A 24,923-nucleotide genomic window follows, 5' to 3' on the forward strand; every position below is an offset into this window, starting at 1 on the left:
AGTTTTTTAGTTTAAATTGAAATCCTTATGGCATCACAAAGACAAATCCAATCACCTGATCAGAAAACTGAACAAGTTAGCATCCCGCCTCATTCCACTGAAGCTGAACAAGCCGTACTTGGTGGCATCATGTTGAGTAATCAACATTGGGATGGTATTGCAGAAAGAGTGATCGCTGAGGATTTTTATACTTTTGCGCATAAAGCAATCTTCCAAACCATGGAAGAATTAATGCGTAATCAAACACCGATTGATTTAATCACCCTTGATCAAGCCATTAAAGCAAAAGGTATTAGCGATTCCGTAGGCGGTTTTGCTTATCTAGCTGATCTTTCTAATAACACCCCAAATGCCATTAATATTTTGGCTTATGCTGAAATCGTACGTGAAAAAGCGATTTTGCGTGAGCTTATTGCAGTGGGAAATCGTATTGCAGAAAACAGCTATTCTCCGAAAGGCAAAGACATCAAAATGGTGTTAGATGAAGCCGAGAGAGAAGTGTTTGCTATTGCTGAAAAACGCAGTTCTTCAACTGAAGGGCCACAAAATGTGATCAGCGTGTTGGAAAGTACTATTGCTCGAATTGATACCTTAAGTAAGCTTGAAAATCATAGTGGTGTGACAGGGGTCACAACGGGCTTTGTTGACTTAGATAAGAAAACAGCAGGGCTACAACCTTCAGACCTCATCATTGTCGCTGCACGTCCTTCTATGGGTAAAACCACGTTTGCAATGAACCTTTGTGAAAATGCTGCTATGGCAAGTGATAAGCCTGTGTTGGTATTCAGTTTAGAGATGCCGGCTGAACAAATCATGATGCGTATGATTGCCTCTCTTGCTCGCGTGGATCAAACCAAAATTCGTACAGGCCAAAACTTGGATGAAACGGAATGGAGCAAAATTGCCAGCGTGTTTGGGATGTTTAAGCAAAAAAACAATCTTTATATTGATGATTCATCTGGCTTAACCCCAACAGAATTGCGCTCTCGAGCACGTCGTGTATACCGCGAAAACAATGGTTTGAGCATGATTATGGTGGATTACCTTCAATTAATGCGTGCACCGGCATTCTCAGATAACCGAACCTTAGAGATTGCTGAAATTTCACGTTCTTTAAAAGCCTTAGCGAAAGAATTAGAAGTCCCCGTTGTAGCTCTTTCCCAGCTTAACCGTACGTTGGAACAACGTGCAGATAAACGCCCAGTAAACTCGGACTTGCGTGAATCAGGCTCTATTGAACAGGATGCTGACTTGATTATGTTCATCTATCGTGACGAAGTGTATAACGATAATTCTGAAGATAAAGGTGTTGCTGAAATCATTATTGGTAAACAACGTAACGGTCCGATTGGACGTGTACGTTTAGCATTTAACGGTCAATTCTCACGCTTTGATAACCTTGCCGAACAGCGTGAATACAGAGATGATTATTAGGCAAGAGATAACGGATTAGAAAAATGAACGTAAAACCGGCAACAGCGAAAATCAGTTCGCTTGCCTTAAAACATAATTTACAAGTTATTAAAGAAAAAGCACCACACAGCAAAATTATTGCCGTGGTAAAAGCAAACGCATATGGTCACGGCGTGGTATTTGTCTCATCCGCTTTAGAAAGCATGGTGGACTGCTTTGCTGTGGCTCGTTTAGAAGAGGCGTTATCGTTACGCTCTAACGGTATTATTAAACCGATCTTATTGCTAGAAGGCTTTTTTGATGAAAAAGATCTGCCTATTATTGCAGTAAATAATATTGAGACGGTGGTTCATAACCGTGAACAGCTTGAAGCATTAAAACGAGCTGTAGTACCAAGTCCAATTAAAGTCTGGTTAAAAATTGATACCGGTATGCACCGTTTAGGTGTGTCGCTTGATGAAGTGGATTGTTTTTATCAAGAGCTGAAAAAACTTCCTCAAATTCAACCGCACTTAGGTTTTGTGAGTCATTTTAGCCGTGCTGATGAGTTAGATTCAGATTACACTCAAGTTCAGTTAGATCGTTTTCTTCAAGCCACAAAAAATAAAGAGGGAGAGCGAACCATTGCCGCATCAGGTGGGATTCTATTCTGGCCAGAAGCCCATTTAGATTGTATTCGCCCAGGGATTATTATGTACGGCATTTCACCAACAGATACTGTAGGTGCTGAATTTGGTTTAACTCCCGTGATGAATTTAACGTCATCTTTGCTTTCTGTACGTGAGCATAAAAAAGGGGAGCCTGTTGGCTATGGCGGTATTTGGACCAGTCCGAAAGATACTAAAATTGGCGTGGTTGCCATTGGTTATGGTGATGGATATCCGCGTGATGTGCCAGAAGGTACGCCAGTTTATCTAAACGGTCGAATTGTTCCTATTGTTGGTCGCGTTTCAATGGATATGCTGACGGTGGATTTAGGTCCAGATAGCCAAGATAAAGTCGGTGATGAAGTGATCTTATGGGGTAAGGAATTACCAATTGAAACGGTAGCTAAATACAGTGGTATTTTAAGCTATGAATTGATTACAAAATTGACCCCTCGTGTTATAACAGAATATGTCGATTAATTGTTTTTGCAAGAAAGCAAAAATGTAAAGAATTTAATTTTTTAAAGGAAATATTCATGAAAAACATCAACCCAACCAATACACAAGCTTGGAAAGCACTTGAAGCTCATCAATCTCAGCTGGCTAATACCACGATTGCTGATTTGTTCAAACAAGAACAAAATCGTTTTAACGATTATTCTTTAGGTTTTGAAAATCAAATCTTAGTGGATTTTTCAAAAAATAAAATTAACCAAGAAACCCTCAAATTGCTTCGTCAATTAGCCAAAGAATCTGCATTAGATGAAGCAATTAATGCTATGTTTACAGGTGAGAAAATTAATCGTACAGAAAATCGAGCCGTATTACACACCGCACTTCGTAACCGTTCAAATACACCTGTCTATGTAGATGGCAAGGATGTGATGCCGGAAGTGAATGCTGTGTTAGCGAAAATGAGCGCTTTCTGTGATCGTGTGATTTCAGGTGAGTGGAAAGGTTATACTGGGAAAGCAATTACTGATGTGGTGAATATCGGTATCGGTGGTTCAGACTTGGGGCCTTATATGGTGACTGAAGCGCTTCGTCCTTATAAAAATCACTTGAATATGCACTTCGTTTCAAACGTAGATGGTACACATATCGCTGAAACGTTGAAAAAGGTAAATCCTGAAACCACACTTTTCTTAGTCGCATCTAAAACCTTTACCACACAAGAAACCATGACCAATGCGAATTCTGCGCGTGATTGGTTATTGGCGGCAGCGAAAGATAGCAGCGCGGTGGCAAAACACTTCGCAGCACTTTCTACCAATGGTAAAGCGGTAGCAGAATTCGGTATTGATACCAATAATATGTTTGAGTTCTGGGATTGGGTTGGTGGCCGTTATTCTTTATGGTCTGCAATCGGTCTTTCTATCGCACTTTCAATCGGCTTTGATAATTTTGAAGCACTATTAAGAGGTGCGCATGAAATGGATAAACATTTCCGTACTGCACCATTAGAAAAAAATATCCCAGCGACATTAGCGTTAGTAGGCTTATGGAATACCAACTTCCTTGGTGCACAAACTGAAGCAATTTTACCTTATGACCAATATTTACACCGTTTTGCTGCTTATTTCCAACAAGGTAATATGGAATCAAACGGTAAATATGTTGATCGTAATGGCAATGTTATCCGTGATTATCAAACTGGCCCAATTATTTGGGGTGAACCGGGTACAAACGGCCAGCATGCATTCTATCAATTGATTCACCAAGGTACGATGTTAATCCCTTGTGACTTTATCGCACCAGCACAAAGCCATAATCCATTAGGTGATCATCACAGCAAATTGTTATCAAACTTCTTTGCACAAACTGAAGCGCTTGCATTTGGTAAAACCAAAGAAGAAGTCGAAGCAGAATTTGTGAAAGCGGGTAAATCTTTAGATGAGGTAAAAGACATTGTGCCATTTAAAGTCTTTACCGGTAACAAACCGACCAACTCTATTTTAGTGCAAAAAATGACACCATTTGTTCTTGGTGCATTAATTGCCATGTATGAACACAAAATTTTTACACAAGGTGTGATTTTTAATATCTTCAGTTTCGACCAATGGGGCGTGGAATTAGGTAAACAATTAGCGAATCGAATTCTTCCTGAATTGGCAGATAAAGAGAAAGTCTCAAGCCATGATAGCTCAACCAATGGATTGATTAACCAATTCAAAGCATGGCGCTAAGATAATGTAAAGTAAAAGTGCGGTCAAAATTGACCGCACTTTTTTATTTTCATTAAACTGATTTGACTTTCCACATACAGCCTACGCTGATAAAAATTAGTGCCACAGCGACATAAAAAACAGAGTTGTAGTGCCAAATTTCCGCAATAATACCCGCAATCGGTCCACCAATAATCCAACTACTTTTTGCTGCATTACTGAATAGAGTTGTAGCCGTGCCCATTTTAGTCGGCATTAAATCTTGGAAATACACCATGCCAATGGTAGCAGTAATACCAATAAAAATCGCATTAAGCATTTGTAACCCGATAAGCTGCCAAGTTTGATCTGCAAATAATAAGCTTGAGTAGAAAGCTAAACCTGAAACTAAAGCAATCATCATCAAGCGCTTTTTACTGAAATATTTGGTGAGATAGCCCGCAAATATCATCACAGGAATTTCCAATCCCGCAGCCGTCCCCATTAATGTTCCCGCCAGTTCTTTGTTTAAATGTAATTCATTTATCACAAATAATGGCATATTAATGAGATACATGCTGTTACAGGTCCAAAGTAATAGGTTAGCGATGAACAAGTAAATCACACTTTTTCTTGGTGGCGTATTGTCTAAAACCTCTTGATTTTTAACCGCACTTTGACGAGGAATTTTTGGCAATAATTTGCTGATGCCTGCACATAGTAAAAAGGCAGAACCTGCCACCAAATACATGTAATCAAAGCCCCAGTTTAACGCAATGAAAAAAGAAAGCGGTGGCCCAACAATCCAAGCCAATGAGATTTGAGTTCGCATAATTGTGGTGAACATCACCGCTTCACGATGACTACTTTCAGCATATTCTCGCGCTAAAGCAAAAGATTGCGGATTGGCAGATGAACCTAGTCCTAATAGCGTTGTGCCGATAATAATCAACACATAATAATTTCGGCTATAAGCAAAAATCAGACAGCCAAGCACAGCAATCAAACAGCAAACAATCATCACTTTGCGACGGTCATCTTGCTTATCAGAATATTTCGCGAGAATTTGGCTCAAGATAATGCCAATAATGGCATTGACTGAATAGAATAAGCCCACAAAAAAAGGTGAAACTTGAATCTCTTGAGAGAGATATAAACTCAAGGTCGGCGTTTGAAACGCAGATGCAATCCCCGTTAAAAAGGCGATCAATAGAAAATTGAAGGCTACAAGATTAGATGGTGTTGCATTTTGTTGTTGAGCAAACATAGTCATTAATTTTAATAAAAGAACATAGTTGGAAATAAAAGTGCGGTTAATTTTAACCGCACTTGAGTTGATTATTTGTCATATTGAATAGCCGGTAAATAACTGATCATTAAATCTAACGGGCGATTACTGGTTATTGTATTCTCTCTGTTCTCAATGAAAAATCTTGATGTCATGACTTTTTCACCGTGATTCAAGAAAATTTCAATAATTGAGCGATCAAAGAAAATTTCAACAGTCTGCAGATTTTCAATTTCGCAGAAACGTTTTGTATCGAATTTTTCCATTAATTCCGTTTGTTCGCTTTGACTGCGATCTAAGCAGATCAAGCCATTTTCATAAGATAGGCGCAGTGATTGTCCTTTTTCATTTTGGAAGAAGGTTAAGTCAAAGGCTTGGTTATTTATCTCAAATTTTACATAAGCACGATCTAAATTAGCAATATCCGCTTTTTCATCAAGATGAAGCGCTGAAAGTGCGGTTAGATTTTCGTCTATTTTAGCAATCGGACGTTGATAAATTTTCGTCCCTTCTAAACGCAATTCTCTTGGTAAAGTTAAAGCTGAATGCCATTTAAATTTATCTGTTGGGTAAGTTAAATCTGGCAAACCAATCCAACCAAAAAGAACAGCATAAGCTTGATTATCTAAGCCAGCAAATGTTTGTGGTGCATAGAAATCAAAACCCTGATCTAATTCGCCGATATATTCTGCTTCAAAGGTTAAATCCGTTAATTTCCCCACAGCATAAGTCGCATGATAATTATTTTGGAATTGATGTGCTTCCCGATCTTTACCTTGTGGCGACCAAATAAAGACATCTTTATCACCGAGCTTCAATAGGTCAGGGCATTCCCACATAAACACGTTTGTATTGTCAAAAGCAGGTAAGGAAAGCTCACCTAATAAGCGAGGCGTACCTTCAAGATTATCCATTTCAAAAATAATGGCTGTTCCCGTGAGGTTTTCTCGCTGTGCGCCGCAGATAAAACGGATTTTGCCGTCTTTAGTTAAATACGGTTTAGGATCGCGAACATGCTCGGTATAACCTTCTGGCGCATTTTCAATTAACGGACGTTTGCTAAGCAACTTCCCATTAAGATCAAAAATCGCTAAATTTTGATAAGGCACGCGTTGATTATCACTTGGACGACGAGTATTGCCGGTGTAGAACATGGCTAATTTATCACCGACTTTTAAAGCACCACCCGAATAACAGCCGTGAGACTCAAAAAGCTCACAAGGAATCAGATCATCTGCTGATTGATAATGTTGGAAATCTTTCGTGATTAAATGCTTCCAATGTTTCATCCCGTGAATTGCATCGAATGGAAACCATTGGTAGAACAGATGATACTTTTCACCATCAAAGATCAAACCATTTGGATCATTCATCAAGCCAGTTGGTGGGGTAATATGAAAGTGCGGTCGGAAATCCTTGTCTTTTTGCACAGTTTGAGCAATTTCCGCAAGTTCGCCTTTTTCTGCAGCTAGAATACTTTTGTATTTGCCATTATTGAAAATAATCATAATTCAATCTTATTTTGGTAAGGTATTTTTTAAGCAATCATAGCGTTGATTCATTGCTTCAGCCCATGTTTTTAATGATTTGATGGTTTCATGTTGTGACGCATGAGTCCAAGCATCGCGAAATAATAGAAAATCAATTGCACATACGGCATTCAATGTGCCGATATTTAATTCTTTACCAAAACTATCAATGGCTTTTTTTAGTTCAATTAAGCTTCGCTCAGTGCGGTCAAAAATTTGCTGATGACGTTCAAGCCACCATTGCTCTTGTGGACGAAGGCATTTTTCAGGTGCTACGGATATTTCATTCTCTAAAATACCATCTGCTAAATAATGTAAACGGAGAATTTCCCAACGTGTCTCTTTGTTCCCATAAAGTGAAGATTGCGTACCGATGTTATCAAGATATTCTGCAATCAGAGAACTATTATAAAGCCACTCACCATTTTCTCGTTGTAATGCAGGTAAACGACCAAGAGGATTGTCTAAATTATGTGGTGAATTCTTATCTAAACCACTTGTTGTGAGAAGTAATTCAACACGATCTTGTAATTGATGATATTGTACTACGGCACGGGCTTTTCTTGCATAAGGGCTAGAGTTGGAATACCAAAGTTTCATAAATATCTCCTAAATTATCTTCATAAATAAAAGGTGCAATAATTTGCACCTTTGCTCCTTAGTTGGCTAGGAAGGCTGCTAATTGTGCTTTATTGGGTAGCGCAGACATCGCCCCTTTTGCTGTTGTTGCAAGGGCTCCACATGCATTGGCTTGACGGATAATTTGCACAAGCACATCATTTTCCTTCCAGTTTGGATGCTGTGAAAGACCTGCAAGCAGACCACCAACGAAGGCATCACCTGCGCCTGTTGTATCAACCGGTTGTAAGGTTTTTCCAGCAATTACATCTTTTTTACCTTCTAAGTGATAGAGTGCACCATCTTTACCTAAAGTCACGATAATCAATTTTTCAGGATAAAGTGCGGTCACTTTTTCAAAGGCTTTTTCAAGGCTGTCAGTATTAGTCAAAAGCGTTAATTCTTCTTCAGAGAATTTCAATACGTCAGCTAATGCAACCGCTTCCATTACCACGGTTTTCATTTCTTCTAAGCTTGACCAAAGCGATTCACGTAGATTTGGATCAAAAGAGAAGAAACCGCCAGCGGCTTTAATACGACGAATGGCTTCGAAAGTTGCTTCGCGTGATGGATTATTAATCAGCGCAATAGAGCAGCAATGCAGCCATTCACCTTGTTGGAATGGGGGTAAATCACTAGCTTGTAAAAACTGATCCGCACTTGGGTTTACCATAAAGGTAAAGCTACGTTCGCCATTATCTAAGCCGACGATAACTGTAGAGGTGCGATGTTGCGGATCTAAAATCATATGTTGTGTATTCACATTTTCCGCATTTAAGGTATCTTGCATAAATTGGCCAAGCGGATCATTACCTACACGACCAATAAAAGCACTCGGGCTGCCTAAACGCGCGACACCAACTGCCACATTTGCAGGCGCACCACCGGCACAGCGTAAATAATGATTTTCACCGTCAGGAATAAGATCGACAACCGCATCACCGGTTACCCAGATTTTTGGGCTCATATATTTTCCTTCTATTGTGGATATCAGTTAAAAAATAACCGCACTTAAAAAGAGCGGTCATTTTCATAGGTGTTTTATGCGATGGTTACGCGTGCGAATTTACGTTTACCGACTTGGTAAACATTCGTGCCTTTTGGTGCATTGGCTTTCATGTCTTCGACTTTTTCTCCATTGATTTTAACACCACCTTGCTTCGCTGAGCGAATCGCTTCAGAAGTAGAAGGAACCAGTCCTGCTTCTTTTAATAAGGTGGCTAAACCAATTTCGCCTTCAAAGGTGAATTCAGGCATTTCATCCGGCATCGCACCTTTTTGGAAACGGTTAATAAATTCTTGTTCAGCCGCCTCTGCCGCTGCTTCATCATGGAAACGTGCAATGATTTCTTTGGCTAGTAAAATCTTCACATCACGTGGGTTTTTACCATTTGCTACTTCTGCTTTTAATTCAGCAATCTCAGTGAGTGGACGGAAAGAAAGTAAGTTGTACCAATCCCACATTAAGTCATCCGAGATCGACATGATTTTACCGAACATATCGCTTGGTGCATCTGTCACGCCGATGTAGTTGCCTAATGATTTAGACATTTTCTTCTCACCGTCTAAACCAACAAGTAATGGAAGCGTAATCGCTACTTGTGGTTTCTGACCGGATGATTTTTGTAATTCACGACCAACAAGTAAGTTGAATTTTTGGTCTGTACCACCAAGTTCCACGTCTGCTTCTAAAGCAACAGAGTCATGACCCTGTAATAAAGGATAAATAAATTCGTGAATTGCGATAGGTTGATTGTTACCAAAACGTTTTTTGAAATCATCACGTTCTAGCATACGCGCTACAGTGTAGTTGCTTGCTAAACGGATCATTCCTTCAGTACCCAATTTACCCAACCATTCAGAGTTGAATACGATTTTCGTTTTTTGTGGGTCTAGAATTTTGTAAATCTGTTCTTTATAGGTTTCCGCATTGCGAAGCACGTCTTCACGGCTAAGCGGTGGGCGAGTGGTATTTTTGCCCGATGGGTCGCCGACCATGCCAGTGAAATCACCGATTAAGAAATAGACTTCGTGGCCTAATTGTTGGAATTGACGAAGTTTGTTTAATACCACGGTATGCCCTAAGTGAATATCTGGAGCAGTAGGGTCTGCACCAAGTTTAATTTTAAGTGGGCGATTTTCTTTTAGTTTTTCGATTAAATCCGCTTCAGAAAGAATCTCATCAGTACCGCGTTTTAGTTCTGCGAGAACGGTATTAATATCAGTCATTCTATTTCCTAATGTTATTTTAATATTAAAGGCTACATTATAGAGAATATGGCTGAAATGAAAAGATTGAGATGAAAAAAAACGCCTATTTGTGGGGAAATAGGCGTGAAGTTGGAGTGATTATCTGTTTGTTTTTGGAATGGCTAGATGATAACTATTATCAAATACCTTGTCAACAACAAAATGCAAATAATTCTCAATTATTTTTTTAATCGATGTAAGGTACACTTTTAGTGAGAGAAAGTGCGGTCGGAATTCCATCTGAAATGTCAAATTTTCCCGCATAAGCATAAGCTTCAACGCCCTGAGATTTTGCGTCTTTTAAAAGTCGATCATATTCAGGATCTACAAACTCAGCGATTTTAAAACGATCGAAACCATCATGTAATCCAGCAAAGAGGACAACCGCTCGATGTCCTTGTTTTTTCATGGCTAAAAGCTCACGAACATGTTTTTGTCCACGAGTAGTCACCGCATCGGGAAACATTCCTAATGTACCTTTTACGAAGGTGATGGATTTCACTTCAACATAACAATCTGGCAAGCCCTCACCTTTAAGTAAGAAGTCGATACGGCTATTTTCTTCACCATATTTCACTTCAGGATAAATTTCATCATACATAGCGAGTTCTTTGATTTGTTTATTTTGCAAGGCTTCAAAGACTAACTGGTTGGATCTGTGCGTATTGATACAAACAAGTTGGCCATTTGCTAATTGAGTCAATTCCCAACTGTGTGGATATTTGCGAGTTTGGCTATCAGAATGAGAGTACCAAACGGTATCACCTTTTTCACCACAGCCAGTCATTGCACCAGTATTTGCACAATGAATCGTGATCACTTCACCGTTTGGTAATTCAATATCAGTCAAAAAACGCTTATAGCGGCGAATTAATTTTGCGGATTTTAGAGTAGGGAGTTGCATAGCTTATTCCTTGTTAAAAGAAAGTGCGGTCAAATTTAATGATGAAATTGACCGCACTTTGTCTTTATGAATGTTTAGTTAATAGTAAATGATTATTCAATTGCATATTCAATGGTCACGACTAAGCGCGCTTTTTTCTCAATAGTGCTAGTGTCGTAGCTACCAGTGTAATCGCTAGAGTCATCGGCATCAGGATTTGGCGCTTGAATGTAGAATGGCCCTTGTGAAGCGGATTTTAATACGCCAACTTTTACATTACTGGTTTTCGCAAACTCTTCAGCACGAACATGTGCATCTTGTGTGGCTTTTGAAATTAATTCACGTTTAATTTGTTCAAGATTTTCTAAGTAATAGTTTGGATCACCAAAACTAATGTCTTGGTTGTTGGCAACTAATTGGTGAATATTGGTGAGTGCTTTTTGTAACTTAGTCAGTTCTTTGGTTGAAATTCTGATTGCTCTTGATGCATCAAAGCCATTGTCTCTACTTTTGGTTTCACCTTTTTCATTTTCATAATAGTCAGTATGAGTAGAAACATCTAATTCTGTGATTTCTCGATTTTCATCAGCGAAACCTTGTGCTTTAAGGAAACGAACGGCTTCATTCAAGTTTTTTTGATTCGCTGCCATTGCATCATTATATGTTGGACCCCAACCGCTTACACGAATAACCCATGTTCCTTGTGTTGAGGTGTAATGGCTTTCTGCCAAGCCCTTAACTGAAATAGAGCCGGTCTGGCGTAAATTTTTAAATTGATTACCTAAGATAAACGCTGATGCCATCAATCCAACTGCGAGAATGATGCCAAAAATAGCGAGATAAGATTTTTTGCTGTTCATATAATGTCCATGATGTGGAGTAAATAGAATGCTCATTATAATGTAATTCAGCTTGTTGAGTAAGTTAATTTATTCACTATAACGCATATAAAAAATAACTTTAAAAGTTGACCGCACTTTTACCTTCCTAAATTTAAAAATTAAAACAAATTCTTGATTTACCATTGACTTTTTGACCTATAGCCCTTACTTTACGGATTGATGTTTCATCAACTTTATTCTTTGTAAAATAAGGAGCTTTTATGCAATCTCGCATTGTTGTTAATTCACAGGAAGAATCACTACTTAGCACACATAAAGTGCTACGTAACACCTATTTCTTATTGGGATTAACGATGGCATTTTCGGCAGTTGTTGCTTATATCTCTATGAGCTTAAACTTGCCTTATCCAAATCTTATCGTGTTACTTGTAGGTTTTTACGGTTTACTTTTTGTCACAAACCGTTTAGCAAATAGTGCGTGGGGAATCTTAGCTGCATTTGCGTTCACTGGATTTATGGGCTATACCATTGGGCCAATTTTAAACATGTATGTGGCGAGAGGAATGGAAGATTTGATTATGCTTGCTTTCGCAGGTACAGCAATCGTCTTTTTTGCTTGTTCAGCTTATGTGCTTACAACGAAGAAAGATATGTCTTTCCTTTCTACCGCGATTTTCTCATTATTTATCGTGTTATTGTTAGGAATCGTGGCAAGTTTCTTCTTCCAAATTCCAGCATTAGCGGTAGGGATCAGCGCATTGTTTGTGGTGTTCTCAACAATGACAATCCTTTATGAAACTAGCAATATTATTCACGGTGGCGAAACAAACTATATTCGTGCAACAGTGAGTATTTATGTATCAATTTACAACTTATTCATTAGCTTATTAAGATTACTTTCTATCTTCTCAAGCGATGACTAGTCAGTGTTAAATTTAAAGACGCTCCTTATTTGGAGCGTTTTTTGTTTTGAACTAATTTTCTTAAGATAAGTCTTAGCATACAGGTTCGCTTGTCGAGCCTATTAATAACAAAACAGGAGTTTTTATGAAATCTTTAAAATCACTTTTAACATTAACATCACTTGCATTAGCCGTATCTGGTTCTGTATTGGCAACGAATACATCTGTATTACCAACAAAAGAATCAGTCGTAACTAATTCAAAATCAATGGTTGAAAGTACAAAAGCTGACGTGAAAAATGCGGCAAATGATAAGCTTAAATCAATGACTGATAGTGCGAGTTCAACAAAATCAAATGCATTAGATAAAGTAACTGAAGCTAAAGAAAAAGCAACATCTGCGAAAGATGCAATGAAAGATAAAGCAACATCTGCGAAAGATGCAATGAAAGATAAAGCAACATCTGCGAAAGATGCAATGAAAGATAAAGCAACTTCTGCAAAAGATGCAGTAAAAGAGAAGGCATCTGCTTTAAAAGAAAAAGCGACTTCAACAAAAGAGCCAGCTAAAGAGAAAGTGGCTTCTTCTGCTAAAGTAAATATCAATAAAGCAGATGCAGAAACATTACAAAAACTTTCTGGCATCGGTGAGAAAAAAGCACAAGCGATTATTGATTACCGTAACAAAGTGGGCAAAATCAAAAGTGCTGCCGAGCTTTCAAATATTGATGGTATCGGTGAAGCTACAATTGAAAAAATCACCCCATTCTTAAGTTTCTAAGAAAACTCAGATAAAACAGACCGCACTTTATGTGCGGTTTTTTTATTGAAGTAGATCACAAAATTGTAACAAAGTGTGATTTGAGGATTATTTCTTTTTTTATCCTATGTATAATGGGCAGACAACATCATGTAATACAAGGGGTAGATATGCAGCATTACAATGCCTTTGATGAATGGTTGGCTTCAACCGCTTTAGGTGGTTCTAATCAATCGTATATTGAGGAATTATACGAACGTTATTTAGAAGACCCATCTTCAGTCGATGAAAGCTGGCGTGCCACATTTGATGCATTGCCGAAAACAACCGCAGTAGAGCAACCACATTCACCAGTCCGTGATTATTTCCGTCGCTTAGCGAGAGAAAATACAACAGAAGCTGTGACGGTTATCGATCCAGAAGCCAGTGCCAAATTAGTTAAAGTCCTCCAATTTATCAATGCGTATCGCTTCCGCGGTCATTTAGAAGCGAAACTTGACCCAATCAATTATTATCGCTGGAAAGTATCCACCGTACCTGAATTGGATTACCGTTATCACGGTTTTACCGAACAAGATCTCAATGAAACCTTCAATATTAATCATTACGTCTATCATCGCGATAACATCAAATTAGGTGATTTAGCTGAAATGCTGAAAGAGACCTATTGTGGCTCAATTGGTCTTGAGTTTATGCATGTTCAGGATATGGAGCAAAAAAGTTGGCTACAAAGTAAATTAGAAAGCCAATTAAATAAACCGCTCTTTACCAAAGAAGAAAAAATTAACTTATTAAGTGAGTTGACCGCTGCAGATGGCTTAGAGCGTTATCTCGGTGCAAAATTCCCAGGGGCAAAACGTTTCTCTTTAGAGGGAAGTGATGCCTTTATTCCATTGATGAAAGAAATTATTCGTCATGCAAGCAAACAAGGTGTACAAGATGTCATGTTTGGTATGGCACACCGTGGCCGTTTAAATATGTTAGTGAATGTGCTCGGTAAGAAACCCGAAGATCTTTTCGATGAGTTTGCGGGTAAACATTCAGGCGAGCGTACAGGTGATGTGAAATACCACCAAGGTTTCTCTTCTGACTTTGCAGTCGATGATCGTCGCGTGCATTTAACCCTTGCATTTAACCCGTCGCACTTAGAAATTGTCAGCCCAGTAGTGATTGGTGCGGTACGTTCTCGTCAAACCAAAAAGAATGATACAGAACGTAATCAAGTATTAGCGGTTACTGTTCATGGGGATTCAGCGGTAGCGGGACAAGGTGTGGTACAAGAAACCTTGAATATGTCTAATGCACGTGGTTATACCGTTGGTGGAACAATCCGTATTGTGATTAATAACCAAATTGGTTTTACCACCTCTAACCCAAATGACACCCGTTCAACAGAATATTGTACTGATATCGCGAAAATGATTCAGGCACCGATTATTCATGTGAATGGTGATGATCCTGAAGCGGTTGCTTTTGCGGCGAGAATGGCGGTGGAATATCGTAATTTATTCAAACGCGATATTTTCATTGATCTGATTTCTTATCGTCGTCACGGTCATAATGAGGCTGATGAACCATTAGCCACTCAACCAATGATGTATAGCATCATTAAAAAACATCCAACTCCACGTAAAGTCTATGCTGATCGTTTAATTGCTGAAGGGGTAATCACCGAAGAAGAAGCCATCGAGATGATGAATCTTTATCGTGATGCCTTAGATAACGGTGATCGCGTAGTAAAAGAATGGCGAGAAATGGATATCGCCCAAATGGACTGGTTGCAATATCTCAACTATGACTGGACATCCCCTTACGAAAGTAAATTCCCACAAGAACGTTTCCAAACTTTAGCGGAGCGTGTCAGTGAATATCCAGAAACCTTGCGTGCACATCCTCGTGTAGAAAAAATCTATGCAGATCGCCGTGAAATGGCAAAAGGCGAGAAATTGCTAGATTGGGGTATGGCAGAGACTATGGCATACGCAACCTTATTAGATGAAGGCGCTAATGTTCGTTTATCGGGTGAAGATGCGGGACGTGGTACGTTCTTCCATCGCCATGCAGTTGTGCATAACCAAAATGACGGTACAGGCTATGTGCCATTAACACATTTACACGCCAACCAAGGACGTTTTGAGGTGTGGGATTCTGTATTATCCGAAGAAGCCGTATTGGCTTTTGAATATGGTTATGCGACGACTGATCCAAAAACATTAACCATTTGGGAAGCACAGTTTGGTGACTTCGCAAACGGCGCACAAATCGTGATTGACCAATTTATTAGTTCTGGCGAACAAAAATGGGGCAGAATGTGTGGCTTGGTGATGTTATTACCACACGGTTATGAAGGCCAAGGTCCAGAGCACTCATCCGCTCGTTTAGAACGTTATTTACAACTTTGTGCAGAACAGAATATGCAAGTGTGTATCCCATCTACACCAGCACAGGTTTACCACATGTTACGTCGTCAATCGATCCGTAAAATGCGTCGTCCATTAATTGGTATTTCACCAAAATCTTTATTACGTCATCCACTTGCCGTGTCAAGTTTAGATGAATTAGTAAATGGCACATTCCAAACAGTCATTGGTGAAATTGATAACATCGATCCGAAACAAGTTAAACGAGTCGTCCTATGTTCAGGTAAAGTGTATTACGATCTCTTGGAACAACGTCGTGCGAATAACCAAACAGATGTGGCGATTATTCGTATTGAACAGCTTTATCCGTATCCACATGAAGATGTGAAGAAAGCGTTAGAGCCTTATGCGCATGTGACGGATTATGTATGGTGTCAAGAAGAGCCATTAAACCAAGGCGCTTGGTATTGTAGTAAGCATAACTTTGACAGCTCGCTTCCAGAGCATGTGAAGTTAAAATATGCAGGCCGTCCAGCATCTGCTTCACCAGCGGTAGGTTATATGTCTTTACACACCAAACAGCAAAAACAATTGGTAGAAGACGCGCTGACACTGTAAAAGTGCGGTCGAAATTTCAGTAATTTTTAAAGAAAGAATAATTTAAAGGAAAATAAAATGACAATCGAAATTCTTGTTCCAGATTTACCGGAATCCGTTGCGGATGCAACTGTTGCAACATGGCATAAAAAAGTTGGTGAGACAGTAAAACGTGACGAAGTATTAGTAGAAATTGAAACAGATAAAGTGGTACTTGAAGTGCCGGCATTAAGCGATGGTGTGGTGGTTGAAATTCTTCAAGAAGAAGGTGCAACCGTAGTAAGTAAACAGCTCTTAGGTAAGCTTTCAACTCAACAAGCGGGCGATATTTCAACTGAAACAGTGAAAGACAATGAGCCAACACCAGCCGATCGTCAAAGAGCAGCCATTGAAAATAGCCATAATAATTCATCAGATCAAGGTCCAGCTATTCGTCGTTTATTAGCTGAACATGATTTAGATGCTGAGAAAATTCAAGGTTCTGGTGTGGGTGGTCGTATTACCCGTGAAGATATTGCGCGTGAAGTAGCAAAACGTGATGCTCAAAAAGCAAAACAAGATGTAGCGACAGAGCAGAATACCATTAGCACCGTGGCATATAGCTCTCGTTCAGAAAAACGCGTACCAATGACCCGTTTACGTAAACGTATTGCGGAACGTTTATTGGAAGCGAAAAATACCACCGCAATGCTCACTACATTCAATGAAGTGGATATGCAGCCGATTATGAAATTACGTAAAACATACGGCGAGAAATTTGAGAAACAGCATGGTGTACGTTTAGGCTTTATGTCTTTCTACATCAAGGCTGTAGTTGAAGCGTTAAAACGTTATCCAGAAGTGAATGCCTCAATTGACGGTGATGATATTGTGTATCACAACTATTTTGATATTAGCATTGCCGTTTCAACCCCGCGTGGTTTGGTAACACCTGTATTACGCAACTGCGATAAACTCAGCATGGCGGATATTGAGAAACAAATTAAGGCACTAGCAGAAAAAGGCCGTGATGGTAAATTAACCGTTGAAGATTTAACAGGCGGTAACTTCACCATTACTAATGGCGGTGTATTTGGTTCTTTAATGTCCACACCAATTATCAATCCTCCGCAAAGTGCGATTTTAGGCATGCACGCCATCAAAGAGCGTCCGGTTGCGGTAGATGGTCAAGTGGTGATTCGTCCGATGATGTATTTGGCATTATCTTACGACCACCGCTTAATTGATGGTCGTGAATCAGTTGGTTTCTTAGTGGCGATTAAAGACTTATTAGAAGATCCAACTCGTTTATTATTAGAAATTTAAGCACACAGGCTTTTCTCTTTTGAGGGGAAAAGCCTTTTTTACATTGATGTAAATAAAAGGGCGGGAACAATGCCCGCCTTTCTATAGTTAAAATCCGATCTTTATTTAGCTATTTTGCGTACTAAGATTGCTAAGATAAAGGTAATGATGATAACAGGGAAAGTCAGACCTAAATCGGTTTCCCAACCTTTTGCCATAAGGAAACGATAGAGTACGAAGCCGACAAACCAAACGCCGAGTCCAACACTATCAACTGATTTTTTAACATCATGCTGTTTGAGCACAAAGAAATCAGCGATAAGCACAGCGATCATTGGCGCGAATACTGAACCAATAAAGAACAAGAAATGTTCGTATTCTGTCACTGGTAAGGTTGAGGCTAATATAATGCCCACAATCACGGTAAGTACGGAGATTGGCGTGACTTTTAATTGAGGGAAAATATTGTTTAAACTCATGCCGGTGGAATAGGCGGGAAGTGCAGTGTTAATCATGGTAGAGGCGATAACAATTAATACACCAATAACACTTACACCAGCAAGAGAAAGAATTTGTGAGATTTCAGATTTACCGGTCACTAATGCTGCACCTAAGCCGAGAGCATACATCCAGCAGCTGGTCGCGGTATAAGTTAGCGTTGAAAGTGCGGTCGTTTTAAATGGTGTTTCGCTGTTCTTCGTGTGGTCAGATACTACTGGTAACCAAGAAAGTGGCATGACGGCAGCAATTTCTACAGCAGTACCAAATTTAATATTTTGTGCAGCGTCCATGGCAATAAATGGCTTATTGGCTACTTGAATACTTAGCCACAGCATCAGTAAAAACATGGTGACAAGTGAGAGGCTTTTGAAGATACCTAATTTAGTGAAGCCGAGTAGTAGCCAAAGTATGATGAGTATGCCTAAGCCAAGTGTAAGGAATGGAAAGATGGAAGCATCAGCTGTTTGATTTAAGATAGAAATGACTTCAGCCCCCATATAAATCATGATAGCAGTCCATCCCATCAGTTGCATGGCATTGAGTAAAGAGAAAAGGGCAGAACCTTTTTCACCAAATGATATTTGTACCGTTTGCATGGCACTTTTTTGGGTTTTTGCACCGATGTAACCTGCACAGAAAAACATCGAACCACCAATAAAGTGCCCAACGACGATGGCAATTAAACCTTGTTGCCACCCTAGAGGAGCAAACCAAGTACCAGTGAGAATTTCTGCCATTGAAATAGCAGCAGTAAACCAAATGAGCGCAATCGCAAGATTGCTTGATTTTTTTGTTTGCATGTTGTTATCCTTAACATGGATTGTGGTTATTCTGGCTCAGTATATAACTCAATATGTAAAGAGCAAGCCCAGAATTTAAAATAAAACAAAGTGCGGTCAAATTTTTGTTTGTTTCGCTAAACAACATCAAAATAGGAAGGAAATATGAATTTACATGAGTACCAAGCCAAGCAGCTTTTTAAGCAATATGATCTGCCTGTGAGTGAAGGTGTCGTATGTCAAACAGCAGACGAAGCTGAAATGGCGCTCTTTCAGCTGAATGGCGATGTTTGGATAGCGAAATGTCAAGTTCACGCAGGTGGACGTGGAAAAGCTGGTGGTGTGAAACTTGTACATAATACCGAAGAAGCGCGTGCTTTTGCGGATAAATGGCTTGGACAGCATTTAGTGACCTTCCAAACCGATAAAAAAGGCCAACCCGTTAATAGCATTTATATTGAAGAAACCTGCCAGATTGATAAAGAACTCTACTTAGGCGCAGTGATTGATCGTGCTTCACAGAAAGTCGTTTTTATGGCGTCTTCAGCTGGTGGCATGAATATTGAAGATGTGGCAAGAGAAACGCCTGAGCTAATCCATAAAGTCGCCATTGATCCTTTGGTTGGTGGTATGCCATATCAAGGTCGTGAATTAGCCTTTAAACTAGGTTTAAGTGGCGAGCAAAATAAGCAATTTGCTGCTATTTTTGTGAAATTATCGCAGCTTTTTATCGAAAAAGATTTTTCTTTAGTTGAAGTGAATCCACTCGTGGTGACGAAAGAAGGTCACTTAATTTGTCTCGATGCGAAAGTAGGCATTGATGATAACTCACTTTATCGTCATCCTGATTTGCTAGCCTTACGCGATTTAAGCCAAAGTGATTCTCGTGAAGCAGAAGCTGAAAAATATCAGCTCAACTATGTTGCCTTAGAAGGTGATATCGGCTGTATGGTTAATGGCGCAGGACTAGCCATGGGAACCATGGATATCGTGAAATTATATGGCGGTAATCCAGCAAACTTCCTTGATGTTGGTGGTGGTGCAACGAAAGAGCGTGTAGCTGAAGCCTTTAAAATTATTCTCACTGATAAAAATGTGAAATCTGTCTTAGTGAATATTTTTGGTGGAATCGTACGCTGCGATCTTATTGCTGAAGGGGTCGTTGCGGCGATTCAAGAAATCGGTGTAAAAGTGCCTGTTGTGGTTCGGTTAGAAGGAACCAATGCTCCGCAAGGCAGAGCAATTTTAGCAGAAAGTGGTGTAAATTTAATTGCAGCGCATACTTTACAGGAAGCTGCACAAGCGGCAGTGAAAGCAGCAAAAGGAGAATAATCATGGCGATTTTAATTAATAAAGAGACAAAAGTAATTTGCCAAGGTTTCACCGGTGCGCAAGGGACATTTCACTGCGAGCAAGCATTGGCTTATGGCACAAAGTTAGTCGGTGGGATTTCACCGAATAAAGGCGGAACAACGCACTTAGGTTTGCCGGTATTTGATACGGTACGCGAAGCGGTGCAAGCCACTGGCGCTACAGCAACCATGATTTATGTGCCTGCGCCATTTTGTAAAGATGCGATTTTTGAAGCCATTGATGCAGGTATTCAGTTGGTAGTCTGTATTACAGAAGGCATCCCAACATTAGACATGTTGTTGGTAAAACAAAAATTAAATGAAACAGGTGTCGTGATGATCGGGCCGAATTGCCCAGGCGTGATTACACCAGATGAATGCAAGATTGGGATTATGCCGGGCAATATCCATAAAAAAGGCAGAGTAGGGATTGTTTCTCGTTCAGGTACTTTAACCTATGAGGCGGTACAACAGACAACAGATGAAGGTTTTGGTCAATCTACTTGCGTAGGGATCGGTGGCGATCCTATTCCAGGATCCAACTTCATTGATATTCTAAAACGTTTCCAAGAAGATTCTGAAACTGAAGCTATCGTGATGATTGGTGAAATCGGTGGCTCAGCAGAAGAAGAAGCGGCAGCGTTTATTAAATCTCATGTGACAAAACCTGTGGTGGCTTATATCGCAGGCGTGACGGCGCCAAAAGGTAAGCGTATGGGACATGCAGGAGCGATTATCAGCGGTGGAAAAGGAACGGCAGAAGATAAAATTGCTGCACTTGAAGCGGCTGGCGTGAAAACAGTGAGAAGTCTTGCTGAAATCGGTTCAGCTCTCCGTGAATTGTTGAAATAAACTACTTAAAAAATTGACCGCACTTTGGATTAGTTTTCAAAGTGCGGTCGTTTTTTATAACAAATTCTTATAACTACATCTAAATCGGTGTATAATCTCGTCAGTTTTTTAAGGACAAAATTATGAGCCAATTTTTCTATATCCACCCTGAAAACCCGCAAGCGCGTTTGATTAATCAAGCGGTAGAAATCTTGCGTCAAGGTGGTGTCATTGTGTACCCGACAGATTCGGGCTATGCCTTAGGCTGTATGATCGGTGATAAACATGCGATGGATCGTATTGTTGCAATTCGTAAATTGCCAGAAGGGCATAATTTTACGTTGGTATGTAGCGATTTATCCGAGCTTTCAACCTATGCAACGGTCAGTAATGTGGCTTATCGCTTAATTAAAAACAATACACCGGGGCGTTATACCTTTATTTTGACGGCAACGAAAGAGCTTCCACGCCGATTAATGACCTCAAAACGCAAGACCATTGGATTGCGTGTGCCGGATAACCAAATCGCTTTGGATTTATTGAATGCATTAGGTGAGCCGATTCTATCTTGCTCACTGATGTTGCCTGATAATGAACATATGACTTATTCCGATCCAGAAGAGATTCGTGAATGTTTAGAACGTCAAGTGGATTTAATTATTCATGGTGGCTATTTAGGTCAAGAGCCAACAACGGTGGTAGATTTAACTGAAGAATCGCCAGTCATTTTACGTGAAGGAAGTGGTAGTACCGATCCTTTCATTTAACTTATTTTAGACGCTTGGGAAAGCGACAAAGGAAAACAGATGAAATCTATTCAAAAACCAGTCAGACAAGAACGTGAAAAACAACCGGGAAAACAACCGCACTTTGAGCGTAAAGATCGTAAAAGTGTGGTCAATTCTGACATCAAATCAAGCCCTAAAGCTAAGGTAGCTAAGCCCTCTCGTCAATCTACTGTAGAAGGTGAAAAATTACAGAAAGTGCTTGCGCGAGCAGGACAAGGCTCTCGTCGTGAAATTGAAGCGATGATTGCTGAAAATCGTGTTAGTGTTGATGGCAAAATGGCGACCCTTGGCGATCGTATCGATGTACATTCTGGAGTGAAAGTGCGTATTGATGGTCGCATTATTAATCTTCAACAAGCACAAAAAGAAGTATGCCGTGTATTAATGTATTACAAACCAGAAGGCGAACTTTGTACCCGCAGCGATCCTGAAGGTCGTGCAACTGTATTTGATCGTTTACCACGCTTAAATGGCGCAAGATGGATTGCAGTCGGTCGTTTGGATATTAATACTTCTGGCTTATTACTTTTCACGACAGATGGTGAATTAGCGAACCGTTTAATGCACCCAAGCCGTGAAGTTGAACGTGAATATTCCGTGCGTGTATTTGGTCAAGTGGACGATGCTATGTTAGCGCGTTTGCGTAAAGGCGTGCAGTTAGAAGATGGGCCTGCTAATTTCAAAGAAATCAAATTTGCGGGTGGCGTTGGAATTAACCAATGGTACGATGTGACTTTAATGGAAGGTCGTAACCGTGAAGTACGTCGATTATGGGAATCTCAAGGTATTCAAGTGAGTCGCTTAATTCGTATTCGTTACGGCAATATTAAGCTGATGAAAGGTTTACCACGTGGTGGTTGGGAAGAAATGGATCTGGAAAACGTCAACTATCTACGTGAGTTAGTGGGCTTACCACCAGAAACCGAAACTAAATTAGACGTGACGAAACCTCGTCGTCGACCAAAATCAGGTCAAATTCGTAAAGCAGTAAAACGTTATACTGAGTTAAGTAAACGCTATAAAAAATAGGTGGTATTCGCGATGAAAATGCAGCAACTCCGCTACATTGTTGAGATTGTAAACCAAAATTTAAACGTGACAGAAGCGGCTAACGCACTTTATACCTCTCAGCCAGGTATCAGTAAACAAGTTCGTTTGCTAGAAGATGAACTCGGTTTAGAGATTTTTGAGCGTAATGGTAAACACATTAAATCTATTACACCAGCGGGTAAAAAGATTGTAGCTATTGCCCGTGAGCTTTTGGTGAAAGCACAAAGCATTAAATCGGTTGCGAATGAATATACCTGTCCGAATCATGGCGTGTTACGCATTGCGACAACCAATACACAAGCGCGTTATATGCTGCCAGCCGTGGTAGAACGTTTCTCTAAACAATATCCGGATGTGAGCTTGCATATTCATCAAGGTTCACCCACTCAAATTCATGATGCGTTGATTTCTGGCGAAGTAGATTTAGCGATTACGACAGAAGCGCCATATCTTTTCGATGATTTAATCCAACTGCCTTGCTATTTATGGAATCGTTCGGTGATTGTTAAACCGGACCATCCTTTAGCAAAAGTGAAAGAGCTTACCGTTGAAGAATTAGGTAAATATCCGTTAGTCACTTATACCTTCGGCTTTACTGGTGTATCTGATTTGGATTATGCGTTTAATCGCGCGGGTATTTTGCCGAATATTGTGTTTACTGCAACCGATGCTGACGTGATAAAAACCTACGTGCGTTTAGGATTAGGTGTGGGCATTATGGCATCTATGGCGCATACACCAGCAGATAAGGATTTAGTGGCGATTGATGCAGGGCATTTGTTCCGTGCGAGTATGACGCAAATTGCGTTTAAACACAGCACATTCTTACGCAACTATATGTATGACTTTATCGAATTTTTCTCACCGCACTTAACGCGTCCGATGGTTGAAAAAGCCGAGAGATTGCGTGATAACAGTGCCGTGAAGAAATTGTTTGATAATGTCGAATTAGATGTGAAGTAAAATAGCAAAAATAAAAGGGCGGTCAGAATTTTATGCGAATTCTGACCGCTCTTTTTTACAATAAAAATAAATGTGGTACTAAGTTCATGACGATAACTGTCGCAATGGAAAGCAATAATCGTGATGAGCCAAAGATAAAACCTCGGTTGGTACCATTATCAAATTTTACTAATAAATTTGCCATTGCCGTTAAGGCATAGACTTCAATCACCGTGAAGATGACTAAGTAAATATAAGCAGAAACCAAAGAAATATATTTTAACGTAATAAACCAAGGCAGGATAATGCCAACTGCCAGGATTGGAGCAACTCATAAGGTTTGTTTAATCGTTAAATTAATTTTTCGAGAGAAATAACTTTGTAGCGATACAGTCAACAAACCATTTACAAAAAGTGCAATGGGGGAGTGTTCTGGCATGCCTAATTTGTTATCAAACAGGAAAGGGAAGATCACAAAGAATGAGGTTGCAATGGAAAGGGGAATAAACAACATCAAATGCACCAATAAAAATTCTTTGGTGATGATTTCTTTAATTTGGGCAAAGCGAAATTTCACTAAGGTTTGCAAGGTTTGGATTTGATAAAACGGTTTAACCATTAAGGCAAAGAGAATCGCTTCCATCGCAAAGCAGACCCAAATCAACCATTCAATGTGATTGTATTTGATAAATGGAATCACCAACAAAGGCGCAAACATAGACGACATAGAAGAGACTTTTAAATATTTTCCCTGTAATCGAGTTTTCTCTTTGTATTCTTCACCCGCGAGCACCAATAGGCAGGCTTTTGCATTGGTACCAAACAAACAACTACCTAAGCCAAAACAGGTGGTGGCAATTAAAAGCAGAATGTAATTGTCTGCAGAGAGAAAGAAAATATAGGCGATCACATCTAAAAAGCATCCAAGTAACATCATTTTGGCCAGTCCAAAACGATCGCCCCAAATACCAGCTAAAATCGCTAATGCTTGGTTGCAGAAGAAAAGCAACGAGAGCGAAAAGGCAATTTCACTGTTACTTAAGCCTTTTCCTTGTAAATAGATGAAAAATACCGTTTGCATGGAAAAGAATGCAAGGGTAGAAAAGAAACGACGAGTCAGTAAAAGTTTTTGTAAATTCATTATGTTATTTAAAAAAGAAAAG

Annotated in this window: 20 protein-coding genes and 1 pseudogene; 12 read left to right on the forward strand and 9 right to left on the reverse strand. The window is 39.7% G+C overall.

Annotated elements, in window-relative coordinates:
• Nucleotides 1-27 precede the first annotated feature (27 nt).
• From DPV85_RS03975 to pgi, 3 genes are read left to right on the forward strand one after another with little or no spacing between them, the layout of a single operon-like run.
• The gene (locus tag DPV85_RS03975) at nt 28-1,434 is read left to right on the forward strand and encodes a replicative DNA helicase (protein WP_111327135.1); all 1,407 of its coding nucleotides are present in this window, start codon (nt 28-30) and stop codon (nt 1,432-1,434) included.
• 23 nt (nt 1,435-1,457) lie between these two features.
• Nucleotides 1,458-2,540 (forward strand): alanine racemase, encoded by a 1,083-nt coding sequence (gene alr, locus DPV85_RS03980; RefSeq protein WP_111327136.1) that lies wholly within the window; start codon nt 1,458-1,460, stop codon nt 2,538-2,540.
• 56 nt (nt 2,541-2,596) lie between these two features.
• Nucleotides 2,597-4,246 (forward strand): glucose-6-phosphate isomerase, encoded by a 1,650-nt coding sequence (gene pgi / locus DPV85_RS03985; RefSeq protein WP_111327137.1) that lies wholly within the window; start codon nt 2,597-2,599, stop codon nt 4,244-4,246.
• A gap of 52 nt (nt 4,247-4,298) precedes the next feature.
• Here the strand turns inward: pgi and DPV85_RS03990 are convergent, their stop codons facing one another.
• The 7 genes from DPV85_RS03990 to DPV85_RS04020 form a co-directional block, all read right to left on the reverse strand.
• Nucleotides 4,299-5,471, reverse strand: a complete 1,173-nt coding sequence (locus DPV85_RS03990) for an MFS transporter (protein WP_165816471.1) — start codon at nt 5,469-5,471, stop codon at nt 4,299-4,301.
• A gap of 71 nt (nt 5,472-5,542) precedes the next feature.
• Nucleotides 5,543-7,000: a glycoside hydrolase family 32 protein gene (locus DPV85_RS03995; RefSeq protein ID WP_111327139.1), complete on the reverse strand. Its 1,458-nt coding sequence runs from the start codon at nt 6,998-7,000 to the stop codon at nt 5,543-5,545.
• Nucleotides 7,001-7,009: 9 nt separating this feature from the next.
• Nucleotides 7,010-7,621, reverse strand: coding sequence for a glutathione S-transferase N-terminal domain-containing protein (locus DPV85_RS04000; protein WP_111327140.1), 612 nt, complete (start codon nt 7,619-7,621; stop codon nt 7,010-7,012).
• A gap of 58 nt (nt 7,622-7,679) precedes the next feature.
• Nucleotides 7,680-8,606: a fructokinase gene (gene cscK, locus DPV85_RS04005; RefSeq protein WP_111327141.1), complete on the reverse strand. Its 927-nt coding sequence runs from the start codon at nt 8,604-8,606 to the stop codon at nt 7,680-7,682.
• A 74-nt stretch (nt 8,607-8,680) separates the two neighbouring features.
• Nucleotides 8,681-9,868, reverse strand: coding sequence for a tyrosine--tRNA ligase (gene tyrS / locus DPV85_RS04010; protein ID WP_111327142.1), 1,188 nt, complete (start codon nt 9,866-9,868; stop codon nt 8,681-8,683).
• Between the two features lie 208 nt (nt 9,869-10,076).
• Nucleotides 10,077-10,793 (reverse strand): DNA/RNA nuclease SfsA, encoded by a 717-nt coding sequence (sfsA, locus tag DPV85_RS04015; protein ID WP_111327143.1) that lies wholly within the window; start codon nt 10,791-10,793, stop codon nt 10,077-10,079.
• 92 nt (nt 10,794-10,885) lie between these two features.
• Nucleotides 10,886-11,632 (reverse strand): SIMPL domain-containing protein, encoded by a 747-nt coding sequence (locus DPV85_RS04020; RefSeq protein ID WP_049366926.1) that lies wholly within the window; start codon nt 11,630-11,632, stop codon nt 10,886-10,888.
• A gap of 242 nt (nt 11,633-11,874) precedes the next feature.
• Between DPV85_RS04020 and DPV85_RS04025 the strand changes: the two genes are divergently transcribed.
• From DPV85_RS04025 to odhB, 4 genes are all read left to right on the forward strand, one after another.
• Nucleotides 11,875-12,537: a Bax inhibitor-1/YccA family protein gene (locus DPV85_RS04025; RefSeq protein ID WP_005699490.1), complete on the forward strand. Its 663-nt coding sequence runs from the start codon at nt 11,875-11,877 to the stop codon at nt 12,535-12,537.
• Between the two features lie 124 nt (nt 12,538-12,661).
• Nucleotides 12,662-13,297, forward strand: coding sequence for a helix-hairpin-helix domain-containing protein (locus tag DPV85_RS04030; RefSeq protein ID WP_111327144.1), 636 nt, complete (start codon nt 12,662-12,664; stop codon nt 13,295-13,297).
• A gap of 149 nt (nt 13,298-13,446) precedes the next feature.
• Nucleotides 13,447-16,254 (forward strand): 2-oxoglutarate dehydrogenase E1 component, encoded by a 2,808-nt coding sequence (gene sucA, locus DPV85_RS04035; protein ID WP_111327145.1) that lies wholly within the window; start codon nt 13,447-13,449, stop codon nt 16,252-16,254.
• 57 nt (nt 16,255-16,311) lie between these two features.
• Nucleotides 16,312-17,538 (forward strand): 2-oxoglutarate dehydrogenase complex dihydrolipoyllysine-residue succinyltransferase, encoded by a 1,227-nt coding sequence (odhB, locus tag DPV85_RS04040; RefSeq protein WP_111327146.1) that lies wholly within the window; start codon nt 16,312-16,314, stop codon nt 17,536-17,538.
• Between the two features lie 101 nt (nt 17,539-17,639).
• Here odhB and cytX read toward each other — a convergent pair whose 3' ends face one another.
• On the reverse strand, nt 17,640-18,818 hold the full coding sequence (gene cytX, locus DPV85_RS04045) for a putative hydroxymethylpyrimidine transporter CytX (RefSeq protein WP_111327147.1): 1,179 nt from the start codon (nt 18,816-18,818) through the stop codon (nt 17,640-17,642).
• A 144-nt stretch (nt 18,819-18,962) separates the two neighbouring features.
• On the opposite strand from cytX, the gene sucC reads away from it, so the two are divergent.
• From sucC to cysB, 5 genes are all read left to right on the forward strand, one after another.
• On the forward strand, nt 18,963-20,129 hold the full coding sequence (sucC, locus tag DPV85_RS04050) for an ADP-forming succinate--CoA ligase subunit beta (RefSeq protein ID WP_111316014.1): 1,167 nt from the start codon (nt 18,963-18,965) through the stop codon (nt 20,127-20,129).
• A gap of 2 nt (nt 20,130-20,131) precedes the next feature.
• Nucleotides 20,132-21,001 carry a succinate--CoA ligase subunit alpha gene (gene sucD, locus DPV85_RS04055; RefSeq protein WP_111327148.1) on the forward strand — a complete coding sequence of 290 codons (870 nt, stop codon included), beginning with the start codon at nt 20,132-20,134 and terminating at the stop codon, nt 20,999-21,001.
• A 122-nt stretch (nt 21,002-21,123) separates the two neighbouring features.
• A complete protein-coding gene (locus DPV85_RS04060) occupies nt 21,124-21,747 on the forward strand; it encodes an L-threonylcarbamoyladenylate synthase (RefSeq protein WP_111327149.1) in 624 nt (207 codons plus the stop codon).
• 39 nt (nt 21,748-21,786) lie between these two features.
• On the forward strand, nt 21,787-22,797 hold the full coding sequence (gene rluB / locus DPV85_RS04065) for a 23S rRNA pseudouridine(2605) synthase RluB (protein WP_111327150.1): 1,011 nt from the start codon (nt 21,787-21,789) through the stop codon (nt 22,795-22,797).
• A gap of 12 nt (nt 22,798-22,809) precedes the next feature.
• A complete protein-coding gene (gene cysB, locus DPV85_RS04070) occupies nt 22,810-23,781 on the forward strand; it encodes an HTH-type transcriptional regulator CysB (RefSeq protein WP_111327151.1) in 972 nt (323 codons plus the stop codon).
• 55 nt (nt 23,782-23,836) lie between these two features.
• Here the strand turns inward: cysB and DPV85_RS04075 are convergent.
• Nucleotides 23,837-24,901: pseudogene (locus DPV85_RS04075) on the reverse strand (MFS transporter).
• Nucleotides 24,902-24,923: the final 22 nt, after the last annotated feature.

It is taken from the genome of Haemophilus parainfluenzae, assembly GCF_003252725.1.
GTDB classification, from domain to species: Bacteria; Pseudomonadota; Gammaproteobacteria; order Enterobacterales; family Pasteurellaceae; genus Haemophilus_D; species Haemophilus_D parainfluenzae_L.

Bases quoted from the DNA above. Each gene is read 5' to 3' on its own strand.
- DPV85_RS03975 (WP_111327135.1), top strand. From the start codon at position 28: ATGGCATCACAAAGACAAATCCAATCACCTGATCAGAAAACTGAACAA.
- alr (WP_111327136.1), top strand. From the start codon at position 1,458: ATGAACGTAAAACCGGCAACAGCGAAAATCAGTTCGCTTGCCTTAAAA.
- pgi (WP_111327137.1), top strand. From the start codon at position 2,597: ATGAAAAACATCAACCCAACCAATACACAAGCTTGGAAAGCACTTGAA.
- DPV85_RS03990 (WP_165816471.1), bottom strand. From the start codon at position 5,471: ATGTTTGCTCAACAACAAAATGCAACACCATCTAATCTTGTAGCCTTC.
- DPV85_RS03995 (WP_111327139.1), bottom strand. From the start codon at position 7,000: ATGATTATTTTCAATAATGGCAAATACAAAAGTATTCTAGCTGCAGAA.
- DPV85_RS04000 (WP_111327140.1), bottom strand. From the start codon at position 7,621: ATGAAACTTTGGTATTCCAACTCTAGCCCTTATGCAAGAAAAGCCCGT.
- cscK (WP_111327141.1), bottom strand. From the start codon at position 8,606: ATGAGCCCAAAAATCTGGGTAACCGGTGATGCGGTTGTCGATCTTATT.
- tyrS (WP_111327142.1), bottom strand. From the start codon at position 9,868: ATGACTGATATTAATACCGTTCTCGCAGAACTAAAACGCGGTACTGAT.
- sfsA (WP_111327143.1), bottom strand. From the start codon at position 10,793: ATGCAACTCCCTACTCTAAAATCCGCAAAATTAATTCGCCGCTATAAG.
- DPV85_RS04020 (WP_049366926.1), bottom strand. From the start codon at position 11,632: ATGAACAGCAAAAAATCTTATCTCGCTATTTTTGGCATCATTCTCGCA.
- DPV85_RS04025 (WP_005699490.1), top strand. From the start codon at position 11,875: ATGCAATCTCGCATTGTTGTTAATTCACAGGAAGAATCACTACTTAGC.
- DPV85_RS04030 (WP_111327144.1), top strand. From the start codon at position 12,662: ATGAAATCTTTAAAATCACTTTTAACATTAACATCACTTGCATTAGCC.
- sucA (WP_111327145.1), top strand. From the start codon at position 13,447: ATGCAGCATTACAATGCCTTTGATGAATGGTTGGCTTCAACCGCTTTA.
- odhB (WP_111327146.1), top strand. From the start codon at position 16,312: ATGACAATCGAAATTCTTGTTCCAGATTTACCGGAATCCGTTGCGGAT.
- cytX (WP_111327147.1), bottom strand. From the start codon at position 18,818: ATGCAAACAAAAAAATCAAGCAATCTTGCGATTGCGCTCATTTGGTTT.
- sucC (WP_111316014.1), top strand. From the start codon at position 18,963: ATGAATTTACATGAGTACCAAGCCAAGCAGCTTTTTAAGCAATATGAT.
- sucD (WP_111327148.1), top strand. From the start codon at position 20,132: ATGGCGATTTTAATTAATAAAGAGACAAAAGTAATTTGCCAAGGTTTC.
- DPV85_RS04060 (WP_111327149.1), top strand. From the start codon at position 21,124: ATGAGCCAATTTTTCTATATCCACCCTGAAAACCCGCAAGCGCGTTTG.
- rluB (WP_111327150.1), top strand. From the start codon at position 21,787: ATGAAATCTATTCAAAAACCAGTCAGACAAGAACGTGAAAAACAACCG.
- cysB (WP_111327151.1), top strand. From the start codon at position 22,810: ATGAAAATGCAGCAACTCCGCTACATTGTTGAGATTGTAAACCAAAAT.